General features: G+C 65.2%; 21 protein-coding genes and 3 tRNA genes. 13 read left to right on the top strand and 11 right to left on the bottom strand.

The window, feature by feature from the left end; genetic code table 11:
* Window positions 1-55 precede the first annotated feature (55 nt).
* The 3 genes from ACFULT_RS01335 to ACFULT_RS01325 all read left to right on the top strand — a co-directional run bounded on the left by ACFULT_RS01335 (window position 56) and on the right by ACFULT_RS01325 (window position 420).
* Window positions 56-129: transfer RNA gene (locus ACFULT_RS01335), tRNA-Ile, on the top strand.
* 30 nt (window positions 130-159) lie between these two features.
* The gene (locus ACFULT_RS01330) at window positions 160-270 is read left to right on the top strand and encodes a DLW-39 family protein (RefSeq protein WP_378480416.1); all 111 of its coding nucleotides are present in this window, start codon (window positions 160-162) and stop codon (window positions 268-270) included.
* A 77-nt stretch (window positions 271-347) separates the two neighbouring features.
* Window positions 348-420 (top strand) — tRNA-Ala (locus tag ACFULT_RS01325).
* Between the two features lie 72 nt (window positions 421-492).
* Here the strand turns inward: ACFULT_RS01325 and ACFULT_RS01320 are convergent.
* On the bottom strand, window positions 493-696 hold the full coding sequence (locus ACFULT_RS01320; protein ID WP_378480415.1) for a hypothetical protein: 204 nt from the start codon (window positions 694-696) through the stop codon (window positions 493-495).
* Between the two features lie 230 nt (window positions 697-926).
* Here ACFULT_RS01320 and ACFULT_RS01315 point away from each other — a divergent pair, with 230 nt between their 5' ends.
* The 3 genes from ACFULT_RS01315 to ACFULT_RS01305 all read left to right on the top strand — a co-directional run bounded on the left by ACFULT_RS01315 (window position 927) and on the right by ACFULT_RS01305 (window position 4,743).
* Window positions 927-1,874 carry an acyl-ACP desaturase gene (locus ACFULT_RS01315; RefSeq protein WP_037109998.1) on the top strand — a complete coding sequence of 316 codons (948 nt, stop codon included), beginning with the start codon at window positions 927-929 and terminating at the stop codon, window positions 1,872-1,874.
* 138 nt (window positions 1,875-2,012) lie between these two features.
* Window positions 2,013-3,059 carry a GGDEF domain-containing protein gene (locus tag ACFULT_RS01310; protein ID WP_037110001.1) on the top strand — a complete coding sequence of 349 codons (1,047 nt, stop codon included), beginning with the start codon at window positions 2,013-2,015 and terminating at the stop codon, window positions 3,057-3,059.
* A gap of 184 nt (window positions 3,060-3,243) precedes the next feature.
* Entirely contained in the window at window positions 3,244-4,743 is a 1,500-nt protein-coding gene (locus ACFULT_RS01305) for an alpha/beta hydrolase (RefSeq protein ID WP_378480414.1), read from the top strand.
* 3 nt (window positions 4,744-4,746) lie between these two features.
* Here ACFULT_RS01305 and ACFULT_RS01300 read toward each other — a convergent pair whose 3' ends face one another.
* Window positions 4,747-5,211 (bottom strand): hypothetical protein, encoded by a 465-nt coding sequence (locus ACFULT_RS01300; RefSeq protein WP_378480413.1) that lies wholly within the window; start codon window positions 5,209-5,211, stop codon window positions 4,747-4,749.
* A gap of 81 nt (window positions 5,212-5,292) precedes the next feature.
* Between ACFULT_RS01300 and ACFULT_RS01295 the strand changes: the two genes are divergently transcribed.
* Window positions 5,293-5,820 (top strand): peptidylprolyl isomerase, encoded by a 528-nt coding sequence (locus ACFULT_RS01295; RefSeq protein WP_037110007.1) that lies wholly within the window; start codon window positions 5,293-5,295, stop codon window positions 5,818-5,820.
* A 43-nt stretch (window positions 5,821-5,863) separates the two neighbouring features.
* Complete coding sequence (locus tag ACFULT_RS01290; RefSeq protein WP_094720147.1) at window positions 5,864-6,775, top strand: rhomboid family intramembrane serine protease; 912 nt, start codon at window positions 5,864-5,866, stop codon at window positions 6,773-6,775.
* Window positions 6,776-6,814: 39 nt separating this feature from the next.
* Here ACFULT_RS01290 and ACFULT_RS01285 read toward each other — a convergent pair whose 3' ends face one another.
* Both ACFULT_RS01285 and crgA read right to left on the bottom strand, forming a co-directional pair.
* Window positions 6,815-7,297 (bottom strand): PH domain-containing protein, encoded by a 483-nt coding sequence (locus ACFULT_RS01285; protein ID WP_378480412.1) that lies wholly within the window; start codon window positions 7,295-7,297, stop codon window positions 6,815-6,817.
* A 57-nt stretch (window positions 7,298-7,354) separates the two neighbouring features.
* Window positions 7,355-7,618 (bottom strand): cell division protein CrgA, encoded by a 264-nt coding sequence (crgA, locus tag ACFULT_RS01280; RefSeq protein ID WP_019665038.1) that lies wholly within the window; start codon window positions 7,616-7,618, stop codon window positions 7,355-7,357.
* Window positions 7,619-7,894: 276 nt separating this feature from the next.
* On the opposite strand from crgA, the gene ACFULT_RS01275 reads away from it, so the two are divergent.
* The 4 genes from ACFULT_RS01275 to ACFULT_RS01260 all read left to right on the top strand — a co-directional run bounded on the left by ACFULT_RS01275 (window position 7,895) and on the right by ACFULT_RS01260 (window position 10,516).
* Complete coding sequence (locus ACFULT_RS01275; protein WP_037110017.1) at window positions 7,895-8,650, top strand: DUF881 domain-containing protein; 756 nt, start codon at window positions 7,895-7,897, stop codon at window positions 8,648-8,650.
* Between the two features lie 29 nt (window positions 8,651-8,679).
* On the top strand, window positions 8,680-9,321 hold the full coding sequence (locus ACFULT_RS01270; protein ID WP_019665036.1) for an aminodeoxychorismate/anthranilate synthase component II: 642 nt from the start codon (window positions 8,680-8,682) through the stop codon (window positions 9,319-9,321).
* Window positions 9,322-9,407: 86 nt separating this feature from the next.
* Window positions 9,408-10,037, top strand: coding sequence for a maleylpyruvate isomerase N-terminal domain-containing protein (locus ACFULT_RS01265; protein ID WP_378480411.1), 630 nt, complete (start codon window positions 9,408-9,410; stop codon window positions 10,035-10,037).
* Between the two features lie 59 nt (window positions 10,038-10,096).
* Window positions 10,097-10,516, top strand: a complete 420-nt coding sequence (locus tag ACFULT_RS01260; protein WP_378480410.1) for a YybH family protein — start codon at window positions 10,097-10,099, stop codon at window positions 10,514-10,516.
* A 142-nt stretch (window positions 10,517-10,658) separates the two neighbouring features.
* Here the strand turns inward: ACFULT_RS01260 and pknB are convergent, their stop codons facing one another.
* From pknB to ACFULT_RS01225, 7 genes are all read right to left on the bottom strand, one after another.
* Complete coding sequence (gene pknB, locus ACFULT_RS01255; protein ID WP_037110019.1) at window positions 10,659-12,593, bottom strand: Stk1 family PASTA domain-containing Ser/Thr kinase; 1,935 nt, start codon at window positions 12,591-12,593, stop codon at window positions 10,659-10,661.
* Entirely contained in the window at window positions 12,590-14,059 is a 1,470-nt protein-coding gene (locus ACFULT_RS01250; protein WP_193748923.1) for a serine/threonine-protein kinase, read from the bottom strand. The genes pknB and ACFULT_RS01250 overlap by 4 nt, the downstream gene beginning before the upstream one ends.
* Window positions 14,060-14,066: 7 nt before the next feature.
* Window positions 14,067-15,554: a penicillin-binding protein 2 gene (locus ACFULT_RS01245; protein ID WP_094720152.1), complete on the bottom strand. Its 1,488-nt coding sequence runs from the start codon at window positions 15,552-15,554 to the stop codon at window positions 14,067-14,069.
* Window positions 15,551-17,008 (bottom strand): FtsW/RodA/SpoVE family cell cycle protein, encoded by a 1,458-nt coding sequence (locus ACFULT_RS01240; RefSeq protein WP_026347777.1) that lies wholly within the window; start codon window positions 17,006-17,008, stop codon window positions 15,551-15,553. The genes ACFULT_RS01245 and ACFULT_RS01240 overlap by 4 nt, the downstream gene beginning before the upstream one ends.
* Window positions 17,008-18,453 carry a PP2C family protein-serine/threonine phosphatase gene (locus ACFULT_RS01235; protein WP_378480409.1) on the bottom strand — a complete coding sequence of 482 codons (1,446 nt, stop codon included), beginning with the start codon at window positions 18,451-18,453 and terminating at the stop codon, window positions 17,008-17,010. Before ACFULT_RS01235 ends, ACFULT_RS01240 begins: the two co-directional genes overlap by 1 nt.
* Window positions 18,450-18,914, bottom strand: coding sequence for an FHA domain-containing protein (locus tag ACFULT_RS01230; RefSeq protein ID WP_020112263.1), 465 nt, complete (start codon window positions 18,912-18,914; stop codon window positions 18,450-18,452). Before ACFULT_RS01230 ends, ACFULT_RS01235 begins: the two co-directional genes overlap by 4 nt.
* A gap of 154 nt (window positions 18,915-19,068) precedes the next feature.
* Complete coding sequence (locus tag ACFULT_RS01225; RefSeq protein ID WP_378480408.1) at window positions 19,069-20,520, bottom strand: FhaA domain-containing protein; 1,452 nt, start codon at window positions 20,518-20,520, stop codon at window positions 19,069-19,071.
* Between the two features lie 179 nt (window positions 20,521-20,699).
* On the opposite strand from ACFULT_RS01225, the gene ACFULT_RS01220 reads away from it, so the two are divergent.
* Window positions 20,700-20,782, top strand: a tRNA-Leu gene (locus ACFULT_RS01220).
* Window positions 20,783-20,984 lie beyond the last annotated feature (202 nt).

Raw genomic sequence — 20,984 nt, 5'->3', positions numbered from 1 at the left:
GTAATCTCTCTCCTCGGTTCGGAAAGAGAAATCTTCTGCCCGAATCGAGGTTCACGGGCCTATAGCTCAGGCGGTTAGAGCGCTTCCCTGATAAGGAAGAGGTCGGAGGTTCAAGTCCTCCTAGGCCCACACCGAGCAATACGGAAGAGGGACATAGTCATGAAAATCCTTCTTCTGATCGGTGCAGCGGTAGCAGTCGTGTTGGCAGCGTCGAAGGTGCGGTCCCTCCGCAACAGCGACGGTGTGTGGCACGAGGTTTCCACTCGCTGATCGTCCGCACGGAGGCGTCAGGACCAGGGAATTTCGAGTTCGAGATTTCGTAAGGTACTGTTCGCTTGCACCACCCCGGGGCCTTAGCTCAGTTGGTAGAGCGCTGCCTTTGCAAGGCAGATGTCAGGAGTTCGAATCTCCTAGGCTCCACAATTAGATAGTTCGACAGTTGGATAGCTTCACAGATCGTCAATGACCCCGATACGCGAATGCGTGTCGGGGTCATTGCGTGTCGGGGTCACTGCGTTGTGGGGTCGTCCGGATGCGGTGGGTGGGAACGGATTGTTCTTCGGGACGGAAGTAGTTGTATCGGTAGGGGCCGGCCCAGAGTCTGCTGACCGAGTTCGAGGTCTGGTGTCGCACGTAGGTGGTGGCGGCGACGTGGATGAATCCGAGTACGAGTACCAGTGCGAGGAAGGTTGCCATGGTGCAAGTGTCGATCGGTGCAGGCCACGTCGAACAGTGGCAGTTATGTCATACTTCCGCGAAAAACTGCCAATGTCTGTGATGGCGACCAAGCGGCCGCGAGCCGGATGTGGACATTCCCAGACAACCCGCGGACGGGGGACCGAGCGCCAGGGACTGCTCTAGCGTCAGCGCGTATCAGGCCACCTCGGACGCGACGTGCGTATCGACCTCGTGAACAGGAATCAGCGATGCGCAACCTCGATCACACCGAACTGCTGACCGAACTCGAAGCGACGATGGCGGTGAACCTCGATCGCCACCTCTCGATAGCGAAGGAATGGCATCCCCACGACTACATTCCGTGGGACGAAGGCAGAAATTTCGCTGCGATGGGCGGCGACGACTGGGACGAGTCGCAGTCCGGACTGTCCGACCTCGCGCGCACGGCGATGATCACGAACCTGCTCACCGAGGACAACCTGCCGTCGTATCACCGCGGTCTGGCGGACAACTTCTCGCTCGACGGTGCCTGGGGTACGTGGGTCGGTCGGTGGACGGCGGAAGAGAACCGGCACGGCATCGTGATGCGGGACTACCTCGTCGTGACCCGAGCGGTGGACCCTGTCGAGCTCGAACGGGCACGAATGCAGCACATGACCACAGGCGTCGACGCTCCGATGGACGGCGCGAACTTTCTGCATTCGGTCGCCTACGTGACATTGCAGGAGCTTGCGACGCGAGTGTCCCACCGCAACACCGGCCATGCGTGCGGTGACCCGGTGGCGGACCGAATGCTGGCTCGAATCGCCGCGGACGAGAACCTGCACATGATCTTCTACCGGAACCTCGGCGAGGCCGCGCTCGATCTGACACCGGATCAGACGGTGCGGGCGATCGCCGACGTCGTGACGGACTTCGCCATGCCGGGACTCAACATGCCCAACTTCCGCAAGAACGCGATGTCCCTTGCCAAGCACGGAATCTACGATCTACGCCAGCACCTCGACGAGGTACTGATGCCGGTCCTCCGAAAGTGGCGCATATTCGAGCGCAACGACTTCGGCCCCGATGGCGAGCGAGACCGGGACCGTCTCGCGGCGTTCGTCGAACAGCTCGGGGTGAAGGCGACCAAGTTCGAACAGTCGCGCGATCGCCTCCTTGCCCGAGAGTCGGCTCGAGCCGAGATGGTGTCCTAGGCTCTCTCCCCTCGGATCGGTCCCCACGGTCCACCGGCTTCGCTTCGTGTTCGGACGTCGGCGGAAGGTGTTAAAGTCCCGCACGACAGACGTCGCCGTCGACGCTGGATGCGATGTTCTGGGGGAGGTGGGGCGGCAATGCTCGATCGTCTGATGGCGAAGACTCGAAAGCTGGACGAATCCGCGCTCACCCTTCTCGTGTACATCGGGGGCACAACGGTTCTGTACGCGGCAGGGGGGAGTGCGTACTGGCCGAGCGCGAGTACCTGGGCGCGGTGTGCGGTTCTCGTGTCTCTACTTCTCGGTATCGCGGCAACGATCATGCTGATGCGTTTGAAGGGTCCGAGCCCCAAGCGCACGATCGGTCATGTCACCTTCATGGGGATCGTCGCTGTCGCGCTGTCCTTCTCGGCCAGCAACACCTTGCCGACGTACCTGATCTGTGTCCTGGCGACGATGTTTCTCGGCATGCACATCGGCGCTTTCTGGTCCGAGCGCAACGCCGGGATGTGGGTGGGCGCGCTTGCGGTGTTCGCGGTACTCGGTGCTGCGGCAGGCCCGTTCGAGTCCTCGTTCATCGCGTACGTTCTCATCGCCCTCGGCGTCGTGGGTGCCACCGAAGTGTTCGGTGCCTTCGCCAGGCGCATGCGGTACACCGCCACTCACGATGCTCTCACCGGTCTGTTGAACAGATTCGGCTTCGAGTCCAAGGTCGCCAAGATGTTGCCGGCGTGCGCGGCGCGCGGTCTGTCGGTCAGCATGGCCGTACTGGACCTGGATCATTTCAAGGACATCAACGACGAGTACGGGCACATCGCAGGTGACGTCCTTCTGGCGCGCGTGTCGAAGGCATGGAAGGCGGAGTTGAGCCGACGGGACGTGCTCGGCCGGTTGGGGGGCGACGAGTTCGTGCTTTTCATGCCCGGAGTGCTCGAGGCGGAGGCGTGGCAGATCATCGACCGTCTTCGGCGTGCTCATCGTGCCGAGTGGAGTGTGGGCATCGTCTGCATGCCCGCTGCACGACGCTGGGCGGAGATCTACCGCGCGGCCGACGCCGATCTGTACCGGGCGAAGCGAAGCCGCCCTCCGAAGTCAGCCCGTCCATCGACGTCGCCCCAACCGTCCACACCGCCCCGCCCGGGCACGTCGGGGCCTGATCAGTCGGAGTGGAGAATAGCGCGCTGACGTTGCTCCACAGATTTCATCCACAGGCTGTGGACAACGCTCCGCAGCCTGGCGCCGACCGGGGTTGACTGTCTGTCATGTCGATCGCGTCCGCATCGACTTGACCGGCATCGGGGTGGATGTGTTGTTGTGGAACGAAATTCAGCGATGGCAACCGTCGGAGATCACCCTGCTTGGTGCGCGGGTGGCACGTAGGGCAGACTCTCTCGCCTCCACGGTCGGCGAGATCGAGGTCGCCGTTGCACAGCTCGAGTGGAGCGGAGACGCGGCCGATGCCGCACAGTTCTCGGTGTCGCGCTTGATCGCGGACTACCGCGCTCACGCCGACGAGCTGGGCCGCATCGCCCGCGCTGTGACGACGTTCGCGAAACAGGCCCATCCCGTGCGGGCCGCGCTGCGAGAGTGCGACAGCATCGGCGTCGAACACAGGCTCGAGATTTCCGATTCGGGAACGGTGGCCGATCCGCTGACGACGTACTCCGTCGCAGCCGAGGACGCGTTCGACCACGCACGTGATCGCCTCGGCGTGATACGGGAGCTCGAGGCCCGAGCCCGGCAGGTGATCGTTCGCGCCACCGACATCGACGTCGCAACGGCCGCTGCGCTTGCCGCGGACGCCGATACGGCCCCGGCCGTGCTACCCACTCCCACAGCGGCAGCAGCGGCGAACAACGTGGCCTGGCAGATGGCGAGTCCGGCGGAGCGAACGGCACTGCTCGTCCGTGACCCCGGAGCTGTCGGGAATCTCGACGGCGTTCCGGCCGAGGTACGTGACGCCGCGAATCGAAGGCTCCTGGTCTCCGAGCGAGCGCGTTTGGAATCGGTTGCCGACGAGCTTGCTCGGACGCTGGACGGCAACGTCTTCGGCGGGTTGTTCGACGACGCGGACGCCGGTCTCGCTCAGACCGAGAAGCGACTGAAAGCCCTCGACGAGATCGAAGCCGTTCTGGCACAGGGAAATCGGCAACTGCTGGTGCTGGACAACACGAGCGGTGAGGACACGTTGGCGGCTGTTTCGGTGGGCAACGTGTCGACGGCTACCCACGTCGCCGTGTTCGTCCCTGGACTGGATTCGGACGTCGGCGGCGACATCGAACGTTACGACGCCGACATGGATGCGCTGGCGGCGACACTGCGAGGCGTGCTGCCTCCGGACGAATCGGTGGCCTGCGTGACGTGGATGAACTACGAGGCGCCCCATCTCGGCTGGAGCCTGCTCGATCCGACGCGCACCGTCGTCTCACCGATGGCGGCCGCGGTCGGGGCTCCCCGTTTGGCGGCGTTCCTGGATGGTCTCGACGCCTCACGCACGGAGGATCCGCATCTGACGCTGCTGGGACACTCGTACGGTTCTCTCACTGCCGCGCTCGCTCTACGTGGGGTGTCCGGCGTGGACGATCTCGTGGCGCTGGGCTCACCCGGTCTCGGCTTCGACGACATCTCGGCCCTGTCGGTCCCGCCGGGGCACACGTTCGTGGCGGAGGCCCGCGAGGACGTCGTCGCCGATACGGGGTTCTTCGGATCGGATCCGAGTGAGCTCGACGGCGTCAGGCCACTGGCGACCCGGTCCGACGGCGATCTCGCGGACAGCCGAGGCCACAGCGAGTATCTGACGGACGGCACCGTCACGCAGCGAAACGTCGGACTGGTGATCGCGGGTCGAGCCGGTGAGGTGAGCGGCTAGACGCTATGTCTGCTGAGGGGTGTCCGCGCGCGTCGCAGCCTGTGCGGACGATCCGTTCACCGGAGACTCGCTGTAGTCCCCGAGGCTCGGCGGTGCGTCGGCCGGCGGGTCGAACGCGTTGCGCCGCTTCGACACGAGTACGGCGACGCCTCCGGCAGTACCCAGAACTGCGCCGACCGCGACGATCTTGCGTGTCGGAGTACCGAGCAGCGACGGGCCCGAGGAGGTCTTCGCCGTCTGGATCTTCGACGCACGGGTCTTTGCCGTCTGGATCTTCGACGATGCCGAGGTCGCCCGACGGACTCGGCGACGCGCGGCTTCGCGGCGGGCCAGTGCGTACGCTCGGGTCGCCAGCTGGAGGCCGACGCCTGCGGATCCGGTTCCGAAAATTTTCGCTGCCTTGACGAGGGTGCCCCCGGTGCTCACGGCGACATCCCGGAACTGCGCAGACTTCGTTGTGCTCGTCATGCCCCCACTGTTCCACATCCTGTGCGGCCACATCCGACCGTCCGCGACCGGCCGACGAGTGCGGGGTGGCACGATGGTGGGGTGAGCACACCAAACAAGACATCAACGGCAACGCTGCACACCAACCGCGGCGACATCGTCATCGAGCTGTTCGGCAACCACGCGCCGAAGACCGTCGAGAACTTCACCGGCCTCGCGGACGGTTCCAAGGAGTACACGACGTCCAACGCGTCGGGCTCCGATTCCGGGCCGTTCTACGACGGCGCGGTCTTCCACCGCGTCATCGACGGCTTCATGATCCAGGGCGGAGACCCCACCGGTACCGGTGCAGGTGGCCCCGGCTACAAGTTCGCCGACGAGTTCCACCCGGAACTTCAGTTCGACCGCCCCTACCTGCTGGCCATGGCCAATGCCGGACCGGGAACCAACGGATCGCAGTTCTTCATCACCACGACGAAGACGCCGCACCTCAACCGCAAGCACACCATCTTCGGTGAGGTCACCGACGAGGCGTCGAAGAAGGTCGTCGACGCCATCTCCGGCACTCCCGTCGGACGCGGGGACCGTCCCGTCGACGAGGTCGTCATCACCAGCGTCACGCTGGCCTGATACCTCGAGTTTCGAACTCTTTCTCGAAGAGGAGCATCGGTAGATGACGAACCCCGGCTGGGGTGGCGCGTACGGCGATCAGCCCACTCCACCTCAGTCGAGGTGTGTCAGGCATCCGGACCGACCCACGGGCCTCGCGTGCTCGCGGTGCGGTCGTCCCGCGTGTCCGCAGTGCCTGCAGGCAGCGGCCGTCGGGCAGCACTGCGTCGACTGTGTACGTGCAGGCAATGCGCAGGTCCGTCGTGCACGCACCGTGGCAGGCGGGTCTGCCGATTCGACGTATGGTCTGGTCACGTACGTCATCATGGCTCTGAACGTTCTGGCGTTCGCGGCGACGGCCCTGCAGTCCCGCAGTGCCATGGACAACACCGGCGCATCGTCGCTGTACGAGTCCTGGGCATTGTTTCCGCCTGCTGTCGCGCTCGGAGACTACGAGCGCCTGATCGGTAGCGGATTTCTCCATTACGGCCCGATTCACCTGCTCGTCAACATGTTCGCGCTGTACATCATCGGTCGCGACGTGGAAGCAATTCTCGGAAAGACCCGCTACATCGCGGTGTACCTGGTCTCTCTCGTCGGCGGTAGTGCGTCGGTGATGCTGCTCGAGGACCCGTTCACTGCAACGGTCGGCGCATCCGGTGCCATCTTCGGCCTTCTGGGCGCACAGGCGATCATCCTGCTCAAACTCCGTCGGAGCCCGACGCCCGCACTCGTCGTGATCGGCCTCAATGTCGTCATCAGTGTCACCATCCCTGGCATCTCGCTGTGGGGACACATGGGTGGCTTGGTCGCTGGTGCGCTCGCGACAGCGGGCATTCTGTTCGTTCCCGCGCGGGTGCAGAACCGTCGGACCCGCAGCAACCTCGGATGGGCGGCCGTAGCCGCGGTTGCAGTGGCGGCGCTCGCGGCCATCGTCCTGCGGGTGCTCGACTTCCGGTCCCAGATGGGCCTCTGACGCCCTACCCGTCTTCCGGGTCCGGTGTCGGGAGTGCTGTCAGCGCTCCTCGACGAAGCCGCGCTGCTCGAGGGCGTCGTACACGTCCTGTGGGCTCGTCCCCAGATCCCACCGGCCGAAGATCACGAGGCGATCGTCGTCCTCGCCCGGGTGGCGGACGTTCAGCTCGAGCATCGGTACACGTCGCCCCAGGCGGGGGTACGGAACCAGGGTGATCCGGGAGATCTCCTCGCGTGTGTACGTGTGAATGCCGGACAAACGCTTCACGGACAGCCGTCCCGCCGAATCTATCCACAGGCGCGGTCGCTGGTACGCAGCGAGACCCGCGATTATCCACAGGCCGATGGCACCGACGGAGATCAACACACGACCCGCTGGATCGTTGTCGGTGAGAAATGCGGCCACGAGCAGGGCAAACCCGCCGACGGTCAGTGCTATCACCGCGGGCATGGGTGTCGCCCACGACAAGTTGTCCACATTCTGTGGATGGCCGGCCGATTCATCCACAGGCTTTATCCACATTGGGGATGAATAACATGTGTGTAAGTAGCTCGGCCGGACGATGAGTGGGCGACGCCGTCATCGCCACTTCATCGTCATGACGAGACCGACCACCATGAACCCGAAGCCGATCAGGAAGTTCCATGCTCCGAGGCTGTTCATCCACGAGATGTCCTCGGCGGCCAAGTAGTAGACGAGCAGCCACAGGAGCCCCACCAGCATGAATCCGAGCATCACGGCAACGTAGAACGGGCTGGACGGGCCCGACGCCACCGAACCGGGCGTACGCGTCCCGGGAGCGATCACATAGTCCTTTTTCTTGCGTACCTTCGATTTCGGCATTCCTCGCCCTTTCGTCGTCACGGTCTTCGTCTGTGTTGTGCACGGAAGCGGTGCCTGTGGATACCGGACTGTGAACAGCTGTGGACAATCGCGGACCGGCCTGTGGATGAACACGGCCGAGTCGCCACTGCGTGACCTTGCGGCCCGCGGAGATCCCCCGAGCAGGTAGCGTTCGGTGCTGTCACATGATCACGGCAGCCTGAAGGCCCAACTGCGTGCACATGCCCTGTACACGCTAGCTCAGCGGAAACGCTGGGGAGAGCACCGGAGGATTTCATGGCTTCGGACAACGACCGCTCGGGCGTGCTTGCATCGCGCGCATGGCAGGTGATGGTGGTCGTCGTGTGCCTTCTCGTCGGTGTGCTGCTGTCCACCACGCGGCAGTTCTCCAGCGGTGACGAGATCCGTCGGACCGACACCACACGCCTGTCGACGCTGGTCAGATCAGCTCAGGACAGTGCGGACCAGGCCGAGAGCACGCGGGACGAGTTGGCGGTGCAGGTCGAGCAACTCCAGCGGGAGGCCGGCGCCGGAGACTCGGACGTCGCCGACGCGCTCGCCGGCGTCGGCCCACTGTTGGCGCCTGCCGGGCTCGAGGCGGAATCGGGCCCGGGAGTCGTGGTGACGTTGACCGATGCACCGAGGGGAAGCGACGGGCGGTACGCGTCGGACGCATCCCCGGACGATCTCGTCGTCCATCAACAGGATGTGCAGAGCGTTCTCAACGCGTTGTGGTCCGGCGGCGCGACGGCGCTCGCGATGCAGGACCAGCGGGTCGCCGGCAATGTCGCACCCCGATGCATCGGAAACACGTTGCTGCTGGGCGGGCGGACGTACAGCCCGCCGTACATCGTCACCGCGCTGGGCGATGCGGCCGCACTGAACGCCGCTCTCGACGCCGAGCCGGGTGTGCAACTGTTTCGGCAGTACTCGGTCCGTTACGGCCTCGGTCTCACCGTCGGCGCCTCCGACGATCTGACGGTGCCCGCCTACCAGGGGTCTCTTCGGCTGCAGTTCGCCCAGCCAGGATGAGCGACAGGCCGTGACCTATTCTGGGGCGCATGCGCATCCTCGTCGTCGACAACTACGACAGCTTCGTCTTCAACCTCGTCCAGTACCTGGGCCAGCTCGGAGTCGACGCGACGGTGTGGCGCAACGACGATCCGCGCCTGGACGACCGCGACGCCGTGGCCCGCGACTTCGACGGCATTCTGCTCAGCCCGGGACCAGGCACTCCTCAGCGTGCAGGAGCGACGATGGATCTCGTCACCGCCGCGGCGAAGGAAAGGACCCCTCTGCTGGGTGTGTGCCTCGGGCACCAGGCGATCGGGGCCGCGTTCGGCGCGACGGTCGACCGCGCGCCGGAACTGCTGCACGGCAAGACCAGCTCGGTGAATCACGATGGCATCGGTGTCCTCGAAGGGCTGCCGCAACCGTTCACCGCTACCCGGTACCACTCGCTGACGGTGCTCGCCGACACCATTCCCGACGAGCTCGAGGTGACGGGCCGAACCGACTCGGGTCTGGTGATGGCCATGCGGCACAAAGACTTTCCGATCCACGGTGTCCAGTTCCACCCGGAGTCGATCATGACCGAGGGCGGACACCGGATGCTGGCGAACTGGTTGAAGGTATGCGGGGCGGAAGCCGACGACGCGTTGGTGGATCGGCTCGAGGCCGAGGTGGCGCTGGCGTTCCGATAGCAGCGTCACAAGAACTGCAGCGTCTCGAGCAGGAGAATTGGTTCGCCACCCGATTCTGAACCACGCGAGGCACTGTTGACAGGATCATGAACATGACGGAACGAGGACAGTCGTTTGTCGGTGACGTCCGACTTCTCGCATCGAGCCTGCTCGATGGGATCGCCGCCTTGGAACCGGGCTTGTGGGATCAGCCGGCTGGTTCGCTGTCGTGGACACGCTGGGAGACAGCAGAGCACGTTGCCGACGATTTGATGGTGTACGCGGCAACCGTGGCCGCGCCGACCGTCACTGGCGATATCCCGTTCGAGACGACGCAGCGTCGCCCCGGATCGCCCGACGAGTTGATGCACTGCGACCGCGAAGCCGGCCCCGATGGCCTCGCCGCGATGATCGAGGCCGCCTCGAATATTCTGATCGCGGTGGTGGCGGTGAGCCCGCCGGCCATCAGTGTTGCTCATGTGTTCGGCCAGACCAACGGCGAAGGGTTCGCGGCGATGGCCGCCGTCGAATTGATCGTGCATGGTCACGACCTGTTCGACGGTACGGATATCGAGTGGAATCCGGACGGCTTGCTGTGCCGTCGGGTGCTGGTCAGACTGTTCCCCGATGTCGACGCCCCACCGGATGTGGATCCGTTTACGCTGCTCCTGTGGGCGACGGGCCGGAGCGAAATGCCGGACCGGGCAATGCGCAGCGAATGGCGTTGGTACAACTAGCCCCGGCTCGGATGTGCGGCGCTTGACCCGAAGTCAACTCGAGGTTTTAGCCTCCACCCATGAATTCTTCCACTGGCTTCGGAACGGTGAGCGGCCCTGACCTCAGGGCTATTCGAACAATCCTCGAAGACGTCGAGCTCGGCTTCAACAACAAAGATTCTGCGCTCATGAACGCGCACCTAGCCGACGATGCCGTGGTGGTGACCGCCCGTGGCGCGGTACTCGAAGGTCGTCTCGCGATCGAGAACGCCACGCGGGAAGCTCTTGCCTCGGACTTTCTGCGGGACGCGACCGCCTACTATCAGCTGGCCGACGTTGTGGCCTTGTCCGTGGACGTCATTTCCGCCCGGAAAGATGCTTGGTCGACCCAAGAGAGCGCCGAGGACGGCCGCGCGCCGGAGATGAACGCTCTATACATCGTCGTTCGCCGTTCTGGACGCTGGCTCATTTGGCGTCGGCAGAACACCATGGCTGCGTAGCGCTTTCCATGCCGATCCAGCTGATGTCGGCGACAGTGGCCGAACTTCAGTGCCATGTCGCGCCTGATCGGGATACGTACGCCGCATCCGTGGATACACGAGGCGAGTAGGTAATCGCGCGATACGGACAGACAGCGGACGGTCAGCGCCCCGGAATTCCCAGGGCGCCGACCGTGACGTTGACGGTCTGGGTCTTGGTGATCTCCGACCCGGCTGGTTCGGCCTGATTGACGATGCGGTTCACGACGGTCGGGTCGAGCTGGACCTCGGTCGTGGTGCTGATGTTCGACGTCGTGCCCGTCCAACCCGCGGACTCGAGGGCGGACAGTGCCTGGGACACCGTCAGGCCCAACAAGTCCGGCATCGGGATCTTGTCGCCGTTGGACACCCGCAGAGTGACGGTGTCACCTTCGACTGCGTTGGACCCACCTGCCGGGCTGGTCGAGACGACCTCTCCGACGGGCTGGCTGGAGTCGATGTTTTCTACCTGAACTCTGAATCCGGCGCCTTCGACGTTCGGCTGCGCGACGGCGACCTGCTGGCCGACGACGTCCGGCACGCGGATCTGCGCAGGACCGGAGCCGAGAGTGATCTTCACGGACGATCCGACGGTGATGCCGACCCCCGACGACGGATTCTGCTCGACGACCTTGTCGAGGTTCTCCGGCGTCGACGGTGCACGCGCTCGGGTGCCGTCGAGTTCGAGGCCCAGCGCGGACAGGGCTTGCGCGGCCTGCTGTTCGGTCTTGCCGGTCAGCTGCGGCACCTGAACTTGCTCGGGGCCGGTCGACACTTCGAGGTTGACGGTGCTCTTCGAGTCCACCTCGGCGCCTGCGCCCGGTCTGGTGGTGATGACGTTGCCGGATGCGACGGTGGCGTCGGGCTTCTCCTGGATCGCGACCCGCAGGTCCGCCTCCTGGAGACGCGCTTCGGCGTCGGACGCGGACAGGTTGGACACGTCGGGGATTGCGACGCGGTCCGGTGAGGAGCCGGGGCCGAGTGACCACAGGAACGCACCTACGATTCCGACGATCACCAGTGCCGCGACGGACAGGAGGGCGATCCTGACACCGCGATGCCGCGGCTCCGAATCGTCGGAGTCCGCATGGCGTCCGGTGCTCGCACTGCCGGTGGAGTCGGCCGTCGCCTTCGCTCGCGGTTGCGGTGCGCGTGCATCCATGGCGCCGAGGATCGTGGTGCGGTCCTCGTCGTTCATGACCGTCGGTGCACTGGGGCGCTGCCCACCGAGTACGCGGACCAGATCGGTACGCATCTCCGCGGCGGACTGGTAACGGTTGGCCGGGTTCTTGGCCATCGCCTTGAGGATGATCGAGTCGAGTTCGCGCGGAACGTCGGAGTTGACGCGTGACGGAAGCTCGGGATCCTCACGGACGTGCTGGTAGGCGACGGCGACGGGCGAGTCACCCTTGAACGGCGGCTCACCGGTGAGGATCTCGAACAGGACGCAGCCCAGCGAGTACACGTCGGACCGTGCGTCGACCTGCTCGCCTCTGGCCTGTTCCGGCGACAGGTACTGCGCGGTTCCGATGACGGCGGCGGTCTGCGTCATCGGGCTCGAGCTGTCGGCGATGGCACGGGCGATGCCGAAATCCATGACCTTGACGGCGCCGGCGTTGTTGATCATCACGTTCGCCGGCTTGACGTCGCGGTGGACGATTCCGTTGCGGTGCGAGAAATCCAGCGCAGCACAGACGTCGGCGATGACTTCCATCGCGCGCCTGGCAGGCATGGGGCCTTCGGCGCGAACGATGTCCCTCAGCGTGCTGCCGTCGACGTACTCCATGACGATGAACGGAAGCGGTCCTGCTTCCGTCTCGGCTTCACCGGTGTCGTAGACCGCGACGATCGCGGGATGGTTCAGCGCGGCCGCGTTCTGAGCTTCCCGGCGGAAACGCAGGTAGAACGTGGGGTCGCGGGCGAGGTCCGCCCGCAGGACCTTGATGGCGACGTCGCGGTCGAGGCGATTGTCGCGCGCGAGATGAACCTCGGACATGCCACCGAATCCGAGAATCTCGCCCAGCTCGTAGCGGGACGAGAGGTTGCGGGGAGTCGTCATGGCTGTCCTAGTCGATCAAAGAAGGGTCGATCGGTGGGGGGTCGATCCGAGAATTCGTCCGCGGCGGCTGCGCCGTCCGTGGCGCCCGACGCCTGAGGTTCTTCCTCCTGGCCGCCGCCGATTCCGGGGATGGACGGCAACGTGAACGACGGGATGGTGATCCCGCCGCGGCTCGTCGTCGTGGTCTCCGAGGTGGTGGTCGGTTCGGTCGTCGTCGGTTCCGTGGTGGTGGTCGTCGTGGTGGTGGTCGGTTCCGTGGTGGTCGTCGTCGGTTCGGTCGTGGTGGTGGTCGGCTGTGTGGTGGTCGTGGTGGTGGTTACCGGCTGCTGAGACGTCGTCGGCGGGACGAACGGAGCGGGAGTTTCGTCCTCCCGATTCAGCAGCACGAACCCTCCGATGACGATCGCGAGCAGCAACAGGCCTCCACCGCCCCAGGCGAGAGCCTTCTGCGCCGAGGACATGCCGGTCTGTTCGGGTACGGCAGGCGCAGCGGCACCTGTCTGCGGGCCGGTGTAGCGGTTCTGCGACGTCGGCATCATCTGTGTGCTGGTCGGCGTCGGCGCCGGTACGACCCCCGGCATCATCACGCGACCCGTGCCAGGCCCCCGACTGGTACCGGGAGCCGGCGGCCTGCGGCCTGCGCGGACAGCGGCGACGGCGTCGGCGAATTCACCACCGTTGGCGTAGCGCTGTGCCGGGTCCTTCGCCATCGTGATCTCGATGAGCTCTCGGACACCTGCGGGGAGGTCGGCGGGCAGCGGGGCAGGTGTCTCGCGGACGTGCTTCATCGCGACCGTCAGGGCCCCGTCACCGACGAACGGACGTGTCCCCGACAACGCCTCGTATCCGACGACTCCGAGGGAGTAGACGTCGGAAGCCGAGGTGGCTTCTTCGCCCAGGGCCTGTTCCGGCGCGATGTACTGCGCGGTGCCCATCACCATGCCGGTCTTGGTGACCGGGGAGGCGTCGACGGCCTTCGCGATTCCGAAGTCGGTGATCTTCACCTGGCCGGCCGGAGTGATCAGGATGTTTCCCGGCTTGACGTCGCGGTGTACCACTCCCGCGGTGTGGGCGACCTGCAGTGAACGCCCGGTCTGCTCGAGCATGTCGAGGGCATGACCCAGGGGGAGCCGGCCGATGCGTCCGAGGACGGCATTGAGTGGTTCGCCATTGACGAGTTCCATCACCAGGTACGCGAGTGATTCGCCTGCTTCGTCGCGCGTCTCGCCGTAGTCGTAGACACCCGCGATGCCGGGGTGGTTGAGCTGGGCGGTGGTCCGGGCTTCGAAACGGAAGCGCTGCAAGAACTCCGGGTCCTCGGAGAACTCGGCCTTGAGCACCTTGACGGCGACCTTGCGGTCGAGGCGGTTGTCCATCGCCTCCCACACCTGGCCCATTCCGCCTGTCGCGATCAGTCGTAGCAGGCGGTAGCGCTGTGCAATGACTGCACCGTTCTTCAGTGGCACGAGATGGTCACCTCCCCTGCAATCCGGCAGCGATGACGGCACGACCGACCGGAGCTGCGACCGACCCACCGGTTGCGGCGAGGGCGCGGTCACCGCCGTCCTCGACGATTACTGCGATTGCGATCTTCGGATTGTCGGCGGGCGCGAACCCGATGTACCAGGCGTGCGGCGGCGTGTTCCGCGGATCGGTGCCGTGTTCGGCGGTTCCGGTCTTCGACGCGATCTGCACACCCGGGATCTTGCCTTCGCCGCCGGTGTTGTTCTCCGACCCGATCATCAGGTCGGTGAGCGTCTTCGCGGTTTCGGGACTGATCGCGTCGCCTGCGGACTGCGGGACCGTCGTCGACAGGTTGGACAGGTCAGGGGACTGCAGCTGACTGACCAGGTGCGGGTCCATCCGTACGCCGGAGTTGGCGACGGTCGCCGCGATCACCGCGTCCTGCAACGGCGTCAGCGCGACATCGCGCTGTCCGATGCTGGACTGGCCGAGAGCAGCGTCGTCGGGGATCTGGCCGATGGTGCTGTCCGCGACAGGCAACGGAAGCGACGTCGTCTCGCTGCCGATGCCGAATGCGCTGGCCGTGTCCTTCAGCGCGTCGGCGCCGGTTGCGATACCGAGCTCGACGAAGGCGGTGTTGCACGAGCGCGCGAAGGCCTCGCGCAGTGTCGCCGTCGGGCCGCCGCCGCAGGTGCTGCCGTTGTAGTTCTCCAGGGTGGTCTCGGTGCCGGGCAGGGTGATGGTCGGCGCCGCCGTCAACTGGTCGTCGGGTGTTGCACCGTTCTCCAGGGCCGCGGCGGTGACGAGCACCTTGAACGTCGACCCGGGCGGGTACGTCGCCGAGATGGCGCGGTTCAGAAGCGGTTTCGCGGGGTCGGCGTTCAGTGCGTCCCAGGCCTCGGTGGTCTGCGCACCGTCGTGGCTGGCCAGCAGGTTCGGGTCGTAGCTCGGCGAGCTGGCCATCGCGAGGATGTTGCCGGTCGACGGTTCGATCGCCACGACCGATCCGGTGTATCCCCGGGAGAACAGCTGATCGTAGGCGACCTGCTGAACGACGGGATCGATCGTGGTGACGACGTTGCCGCCGCGTGGATCGCGCCCGGAGATCAGGTCGAACAGCCGGCGACCGAACAGGCGGTCGTCGGAACCGTTGAGTACCTGATCCTCGGTCCGCTCGAGGCCGGTGCTCGAATACAGCATCGAGTAGAAACCGGTGATCGGGGCGTTGGCCATCGGGCTGTTGGGCGCCAACTGGTTCGGTGGATAGGTACGCAGGTACTTGTACCGATCGTCGGTGGCGATCGACGCGGCGAGGACCTGGCCGCCGGCCGAGATCTGACCGCGCTGGCGGGAGTACTCGTCGAGCAGGACTCGGGAGTTGCGTGGATCGGACCGCAGGTCGTCGGCCTTGATGACCTGCAGGTACGTGGCGTTGAGGAGCAGCGCGACGACCATCACCATGACGGCGACGGAGACGCGGCGGAGCGGAGTGTTCATGAGCGCTTCACCATCTCGGTCGGCGCCTCGGCGATGGGGGCGGCCGGTGCCGGCTTCTTCTTCGGCGTCGCGGGTTCACGCGCGGCGTCGGAGATCTTGATCAGCAGGGCGACGAGCAGGTAGTTGGCGAGAAGCGACGATCCTCCGTAGGACAGGTACGGCGTGGTGAGGCCGGTGAGCGGGATGAGCTTGGTGACGCCGCCGACGACGACGAACAACTGGATCGCGACGGTGAAGGACAGGCCTGCGGCGAGGAGCTTGCCGAAGCTGTCACGCACCGCCAACGCCGTCCGCAGACCACGGATGATGAAGACCAGGTACAGGACCAGCACCGCGGTGAGTCCGATGAGACCGAGTTCCTCGCCGATGGCCGCGATGATGAAGTCGGTCTTCGCGAACGGCACCTGCGACGGACGTCCGCTGCCGAGGCCTGTTCCCGCGAGACCACCGGTGGCGAAACTGAACATCGACTGGACGATCTGGTAGCCGGTGTCGTTGTAGTCGTCGAACGGGTGCAGCCACGTGTCGGTACGGATCTTGACGTGGCCGAACACCTGGTACGCGAACAGGAACCCGACGAGCAGCAGGCCGAAACCGATGATGAGCCATCCGACGCGTTCGGTCGCGATGTAGATCATGACCAGCACGGTGCCGAAGATCAGCAGCGAGGAACCGAGATCCTTCTCGAACACGAGAACACCGACGGAGACGATCCACACCAGAAGGATGGGCCCCAGGTCGCGGGCACGCGGGAAGTCCATGCCGAGGAAGTGCTTGCCGGCGGTGGTGAACAGTTCTCGTTTGGCGACCAACAGCGACGCGAAGAAGATGAGCAGCAGGATCTTGGCGAACTCACCCGGCTGAATGCTGAACCCGGGCAGCCGGATCCAGATCTTCGAACCGTTGACCTCGGAGAACGCCGATGGCAGGACGGCCGGGATGGCGAGCAGCACCAAACCGCACAATCCGACGGTGTAGCTGTACCGAGCGAGAGTGCGGTAGTCGCGAAGGAGCACGAGGAGCGCGATGAAACCGGCGATAGCCAGTGTTGTCCACAGCACTTGCTGGTTGGCGTCGGGAGACGGAATCTCCTGTCCCAGATATGCAGCCGACTGCTGGTCCGCGAGATCCAGGCGATGGATCAACACCAATCCGAGCCCGTTGAGCAGCGCCACGATCGGAAGCAGCAGCGGGTCCGCGTACGGAGCGAACCGACGCACGGCCAGGTGAGCGACCGTGACCAGAGCGAGGTACGCCAGACCGTACTTCGCCAGATCCCACGTGATCGCCTGTTCCTGGCTGGCTTCCACCAGAACGAGCGACAGCGTCGTGATGAGCACTGCGATACCGAGCAGAAGCAACTCGATGTTGCGGCGATTGGACTGGACCGGAGCAGGCGCGAATCCGCCCGGTGGGCTCGGAAAGGACGCCCCCACAGATGGATTGGAGCTCATCAAGTACCGGTCCTGCAGTTCTGACCCGGCAACTGGGTAACCGTGGGCGCCGGAGTGGTCGTGGTCGGCGGCGCGGCAGGATCGGCAGGCGGCGCGGCCGGGTCGGCGGGAGGTGCGGCCGGATCCGCGGGAGGCGCGGCAGGCGTCGGCGACGGTGTGGTCTGACTCGTCGTCGCAGCGACCTCGTCGCACGGCGGGAGAAGATCTCCCGAGGCGAGGCGGTTCATCTGGCTGTTGACGTCGTCCAGCTTGCCCGACGGCAGCCCCGCGCGCACCTGCTCGCGTGCGGCAGGTGCGAGGTCGTCGACCTGGAAGACGGTGCAGTCGGCGGGAACGGTGTCGGGTGCGCTCAACGTGAGTGCGCCCTCGTCGCCGAGGCATCCGACGCTGTGCACGGATTGCAGCGAGTATCCGAGGATCGAACCGGGCACACCGCGCATCACGGCGACGCGGCCGTTGTCCTCGCCGACGTAGTAGTTGCCACGGATGGCCGCGTTGGCAACGAAAGCGCCACCGACGAGCAGTGCGACGACGGCGAGAGCAACCAGCGTCCACCGCAGCTTGTGCGACTTCTTCTCCGGCACCGGCGCAGGCGTCGTCACCCGCTTCGGTGTGGTCCGGGGTGGGCGCATTGCCGCAGCGCGTCCGGCTGCCGTGTTCGGCGGCGGAGCGTCTTCCTCGTCCTCGGTGCTGGCTGCGCCGCCGAGAATGGGTGAGCTCTGCCCGTAGTCGATGTCGACGACGTCGGCGACGACGACAGTCACGTTGTCCGGACCGCCACTGCGCAACGCCAATTCGATGAGGCGGTCCGCGCACGACGCGCAATCGCCCTCGTTCATCGTGTTCTCGATGGTCTCGTCGCTCACGACGTCGGACAATCCGTCGGAGCACAGGAGGTAACGGTCTCCGGCCTTCGCTTCCCGCACGGTCAGCGTCGGCTCGATCTCGTTGCCGGTCAGTGCACGCATGATCAGCGAACGCTGCGGATGCGTATGTGCCTGTTCGGCAGTGATCCTGCCCTCGTCGACGAGGGACTGGACGAACGTGTCGTCGCGAGTGATCTGGGTCAGCTTGGTCTCGCGGAGCATGTACGCGCGGGAGTCGCCGATGTGGCAGAGCCCGATCTTCCTGCCCGCGAACAGAATCGCGGTGAGGGTGGTGCCCATGCCGTCGAGCTCGGGCTCTTCCTCGACCTGATCGGCGATGGACGCGTTGCCTTCGCGCGTCGCGGCCTCGAGCTTGCCGAGGAGATCGTCGCCCGGCTCGTCGTCGTCGAGGTGCGCGAGCGCTGCAATCATCAACTGCGACGCCACCTCGCCTGCCGCGTGCCCGCCCATGCCGTCGGCGAGGGCGAGAAGACGGGCACCGGCGTAGACGGAATCCTCGTTGTTCGAGCGCACCAAGCCGCGATCACTGCGGGCGGCGTATCGCAGTACCAGTGTCACGGGCGCAGCTCGATCACGGTCTTACCGACACGCACCGGAGTGCCGAGCGGAACTCGAACTGCCGTCGTCACCTTCGCGCGATCGAGATAGGTCCCGTTGGTCGAACCCAGATCCTCGACGTACCAATCACCACCGCGTGGCGAGATTCGAGCATGGCGAGTCGACGCGTAATCGTCGGTCAGCACGAGCGTGGAGTCGTCCGCGCGGCCGATGAGAACAGGCTGTGTACCGAGTGAAATTCGTGTTCCGGCGAGACCGCCCTGTGTCACCACTAGATTCTTGGCAACCTTCTGTTTGTTGAACGACGGGAGGACCTTCGATCCGCCCGAGTACCGCGCAGGCATCCGCATGCCCGACGCCGCGTAGATATCGCTGCGAAGTGTGCGAAGCACGGCCCAGACGAAGAACCACAACAACAGCAGAAAGCCTGCCCTGGTCAACTGCAGAATCAAGCCCTGCACAGCCGTCCACCTCCTTCGCAGGTCGTACTTGGTCGGCGTCGCGGGCGTACGCCGGGATCTCCCCCCGAGTCGCCAGCGATCGTAATGACACGACGTCTCACGCAGCATCCTAAGGGGAAGCTGCGCGTGTCGATCACCATACGGGTGAGGTGCGTCAGACGATGCGGACGAGGATCTCCGAGTGACCAGCGCGAATGACGTCGCCGTCGGCGAGTTGCCAATCCTGGACCGGGGATCCGTTGACCGTCGTTCCGTTGGTGGAGCCCAGGTCGGAGAGCATTGCCACCCGGCCGTCCCAGCGGATCTCGACGTGTCGGCGGGACACGCCGGTGTCCGGTAGACGGAACTGGGCATCCTGGCCACGACCGATGATGTTCTGGCCGTCACGGAGCTGGAAGTACCGTCCGCTGCCGTCCTCGAGTTGCAGCGTTGCCGTCAGACCCTGGCTGTCGGAGTACGCGGGCTCGTCGTAACCGTAAGCAGGCTGCTGGTATCCCGCGGTGGGGTACTGGCCCTGCGGGTAGCCGTTCTGCTGCGGCGGGTAGTCGTACGCGGGCTGCTGGTAGCCGGCCGGTTCTGCGTACGCCTGCTGGTCGTAGCCCTGGTCCGCGTACGCCTGCTGACCGTAGTGCTGCTGACCGTATGCCTGCTGGTCGTAACCCTGCTGTTCGTAACCCTGGCGTCCGTACGACGGATCGGAGTAGGCCTGGCCACCCTGATCACGTGCAGCCTGCTCATGCCCCGCCTGCTCGTACCCGTTCTGATCCGAGTACGCCTGTTGGCCGTATGCCTGCTGGTCGTAACCCTGATCGGAATACTGCTGGTCGTAGCCCTGATCTGCGTACTGCTGGTCGCCGTACGCCTGGTCGTCGTGGCCCTGACCGTAGGACCGAGGGTCGTACTGGCCTTCTTGTACGGGTGCCTGCGCTGCCGGGGCGCCGTAGCCGCCCCCGTACGGCGCACCGTTGCGGTAGTCCTGAGCTGCTGCGCGCGGATCGCGCCCGTTCTGCTGTGCGTACCGAGGATCCTGACCCGGCGCCGGGTATCCACCGCGTGCGCGAGGGTCGGGGCGAGAGCCGTCGGCCGGGTCGCGTTGCGGGTCGTAACCTGGGTTCTGCGTCATGTGGCCGGCTCCTGATGTCGACTTAGGTGTGGCGGACGGGCGCGGGGGTCGCGGACCGGGTGCTGCAGGTTTCTGTGGCGCGGCACCGGCTGCAGTCGGTGATCGTCCCACATCGGGGTCGACCGAACCACTGGCCCGGAACTGGCCGGTGTGCAAAGTAGGGGACGGCTCGAAGCGAACCGCGATCTCTCCGTACGTCTGCCAGCCCTGATCGCGTATGTAGTCGCCCAGGTGGCGGGAGAATGCCTTCATGGTCAGGTCCTGGTCCGCAGCCAGTTCCTCGTGATCGGAGCTGTTGATGGTGATCACATAGCTGTTCGGCGCGAGATAATGACCACCGTCGAGTGGGCGGACTCTGTCCGACGCCTCCTGCTGAAGCGCCGCCTCGACCTCTTGAGGGACGACACCACCGCCGAACACTCGGGCGAAGACGTCGCCCACTGCGCCTTGGAGCTTTCGCTCGAAACGCTGGACAATGCCCATGGTGACCTCACTTCCCGGTCGTGCTTCGTTGGATTGCGCCTCAGGCGCGTGTCGCCTACAGGTCGTCGTCTCAGCATGATATACGTTGCCGCTCGGAGCCTGTCGGTGCTGCGGTCGGCCGACGAACGGACACGATTTTCATGCAGCGATATCTGCGTGTTAATGTTCACCGGTCGCCCGGGCGGGTGGCGGAATGGCAGACGCGCTGGCTTCAGGTGCCAGTGTCCTTCGGGACGTGGGGGTTCAAGTCCCCCTCCGCCCACAACACTGGCCGCAGCTGATTCACTCGCTGCGGCCAGTAGTCTTTTTCGGGTAGTCTTTTTCGGGGTGATCGCCCCCGATACGTGTCCACGAGACTCGAATGTCGTCCGTGTAATTCCCGGATCCTCTTCCAGTACCGCAGAACTCGCCGCGAACGCGGGTCGATGAGGGTATTTTTCGGGTTCGAACGATCATCGAACGAG

The sequence above is a fragment of the Rhodococcus sp. NPDC057297 genome, assembly GCF_042667435.1.
Taxonomy (GTDB): domain Bacteria; phylum Actinomycetota; class Actinomycetes; order Mycobacteriales; family Mycobacteriaceae; genus Rhodococcoides.
The sequence above is the reverse complement of the archived record's forward strand: the minus strand, read 5'-3'. Positions and strand labels throughout refer to the sequence as shown.

What these genes read in the sequence shown, in the direction of transcription:
- ACFULT_RS01315 (WP_037109998.1), top strand. Translation starts at nt 927, where the DNA reads ATGCGCAACCTCGATCACACCGAACTGCTGACCGAACTCGAAGCGACG.
- ACFULT_RS01285 (WP_378480412.1), bottom strand. Translation starts at nt 7,297, where the DNA reads ATGTGGATAAAGCCTGTGGATGAATCGGCCGGCCATCCACAGAATGTG.
- ACFULT_RS01260 (WP_378480410.1), top strand. Translation starts at nt 10,097, where the DNA reads ATGAATTCTTCCACTGGCTTCGGAACGGTGAGCGGCCCTGACCTCAGG.
- pknB (WP_037110019.1), bottom strand. Translation starts at nt 12,593, where the DNA reads ATGACGACTCCCCGCAACCTCTCGTCCCGCTACGAGCTGGGCGAGATT.
- ACFULT_RS01310 (WP_037110001.1), top strand. Translation starts at nt 2,013, where the DNA reads ATGCTCGATCGTCTGATGGCGAAGACTCGAAAGCTGGACGAATCCGCG.
- crgA (WP_019665038.1), bottom strand. Translation starts at nt 7,618, where the DNA reads ATGCCGAAATCGAAGGTACGCAAGAAAAAGGACTATGTGATCGCTCCC.
- ACFULT_RS01265 (WP_378480411.1), top strand. Translation starts at nt 9,408, where the DNA reads ATGAACATGACGGAACGAGGACAGTCGTTTGTCGGTGACGTCCGACTT.
- ACFULT_RS01330 (WP_378480416.1), top strand. Translation starts at nt 160, where the DNA reads ATGAAAATCCTTCTTCTGATCGGTGCAGCGGTAGCAGTCGTGTTGGCA.
- ACFULT_RS01300 (WP_378480413.1), bottom strand. Translation starts at nt 5,211, where the DNA reads ATGACGAGCACAACGAAGTCTGCGCAGTTCCGGGATGTCGCCGTGAGC.
- ACFULT_RS01290 (WP_094720147.1), top strand. Translation starts at nt 5,864, where the DNA reads ATGACGAACCCCGGCTGGGGTGGCGCGTACGGCGATCAGCCCACTCCA.
- ACFULT_RS01275 (WP_037110017.1), top strand. Translation starts at nt 7,895, where the DNA reads ATGGCTTCGGACAACGACCGCTCGGGCGTGCTTGCATCGCGCGCATGG.
- ACFULT_RS01240 (WP_026347777.1), bottom strand. Translation starts at nt 17,008, where the DNA reads ATGAGCTCCAATCCATCTGTGGGGGCGTCCTTTCCGAGCCCACCGGGC.
- ACFULT_RS01270 (WP_019665036.1), top strand. Translation starts at nt 8,680, where the DNA reads ATGCGCATCCTCGTCGTCGACAACTACGACAGCTTCGTCTTCAACCTC.
- ACFULT_RS01320 (WP_378480415.1), bottom strand. Translation starts at nt 696, where the DNA reads ATGGCAACCTTCCTCGCACTGGTACTCGTACTCGGATTCATCCACGTC.
- ACFULT_RS01225 (WP_378480408.1), bottom strand. Translation starts at nt 20,520, where the DNA reads ATGGGCATTGTCCAGCGTTTCGAGCGAAAGCTCCAAGGCGCAGTGGGC.
- ACFULT_RS01245 (WP_094720152.1), bottom strand. Translation starts at nt 15,554, where the DNA reads ATGAACACTCCGCTCCGCCGCGTCTCCGTCGCCGTCATGGTGATGGTC.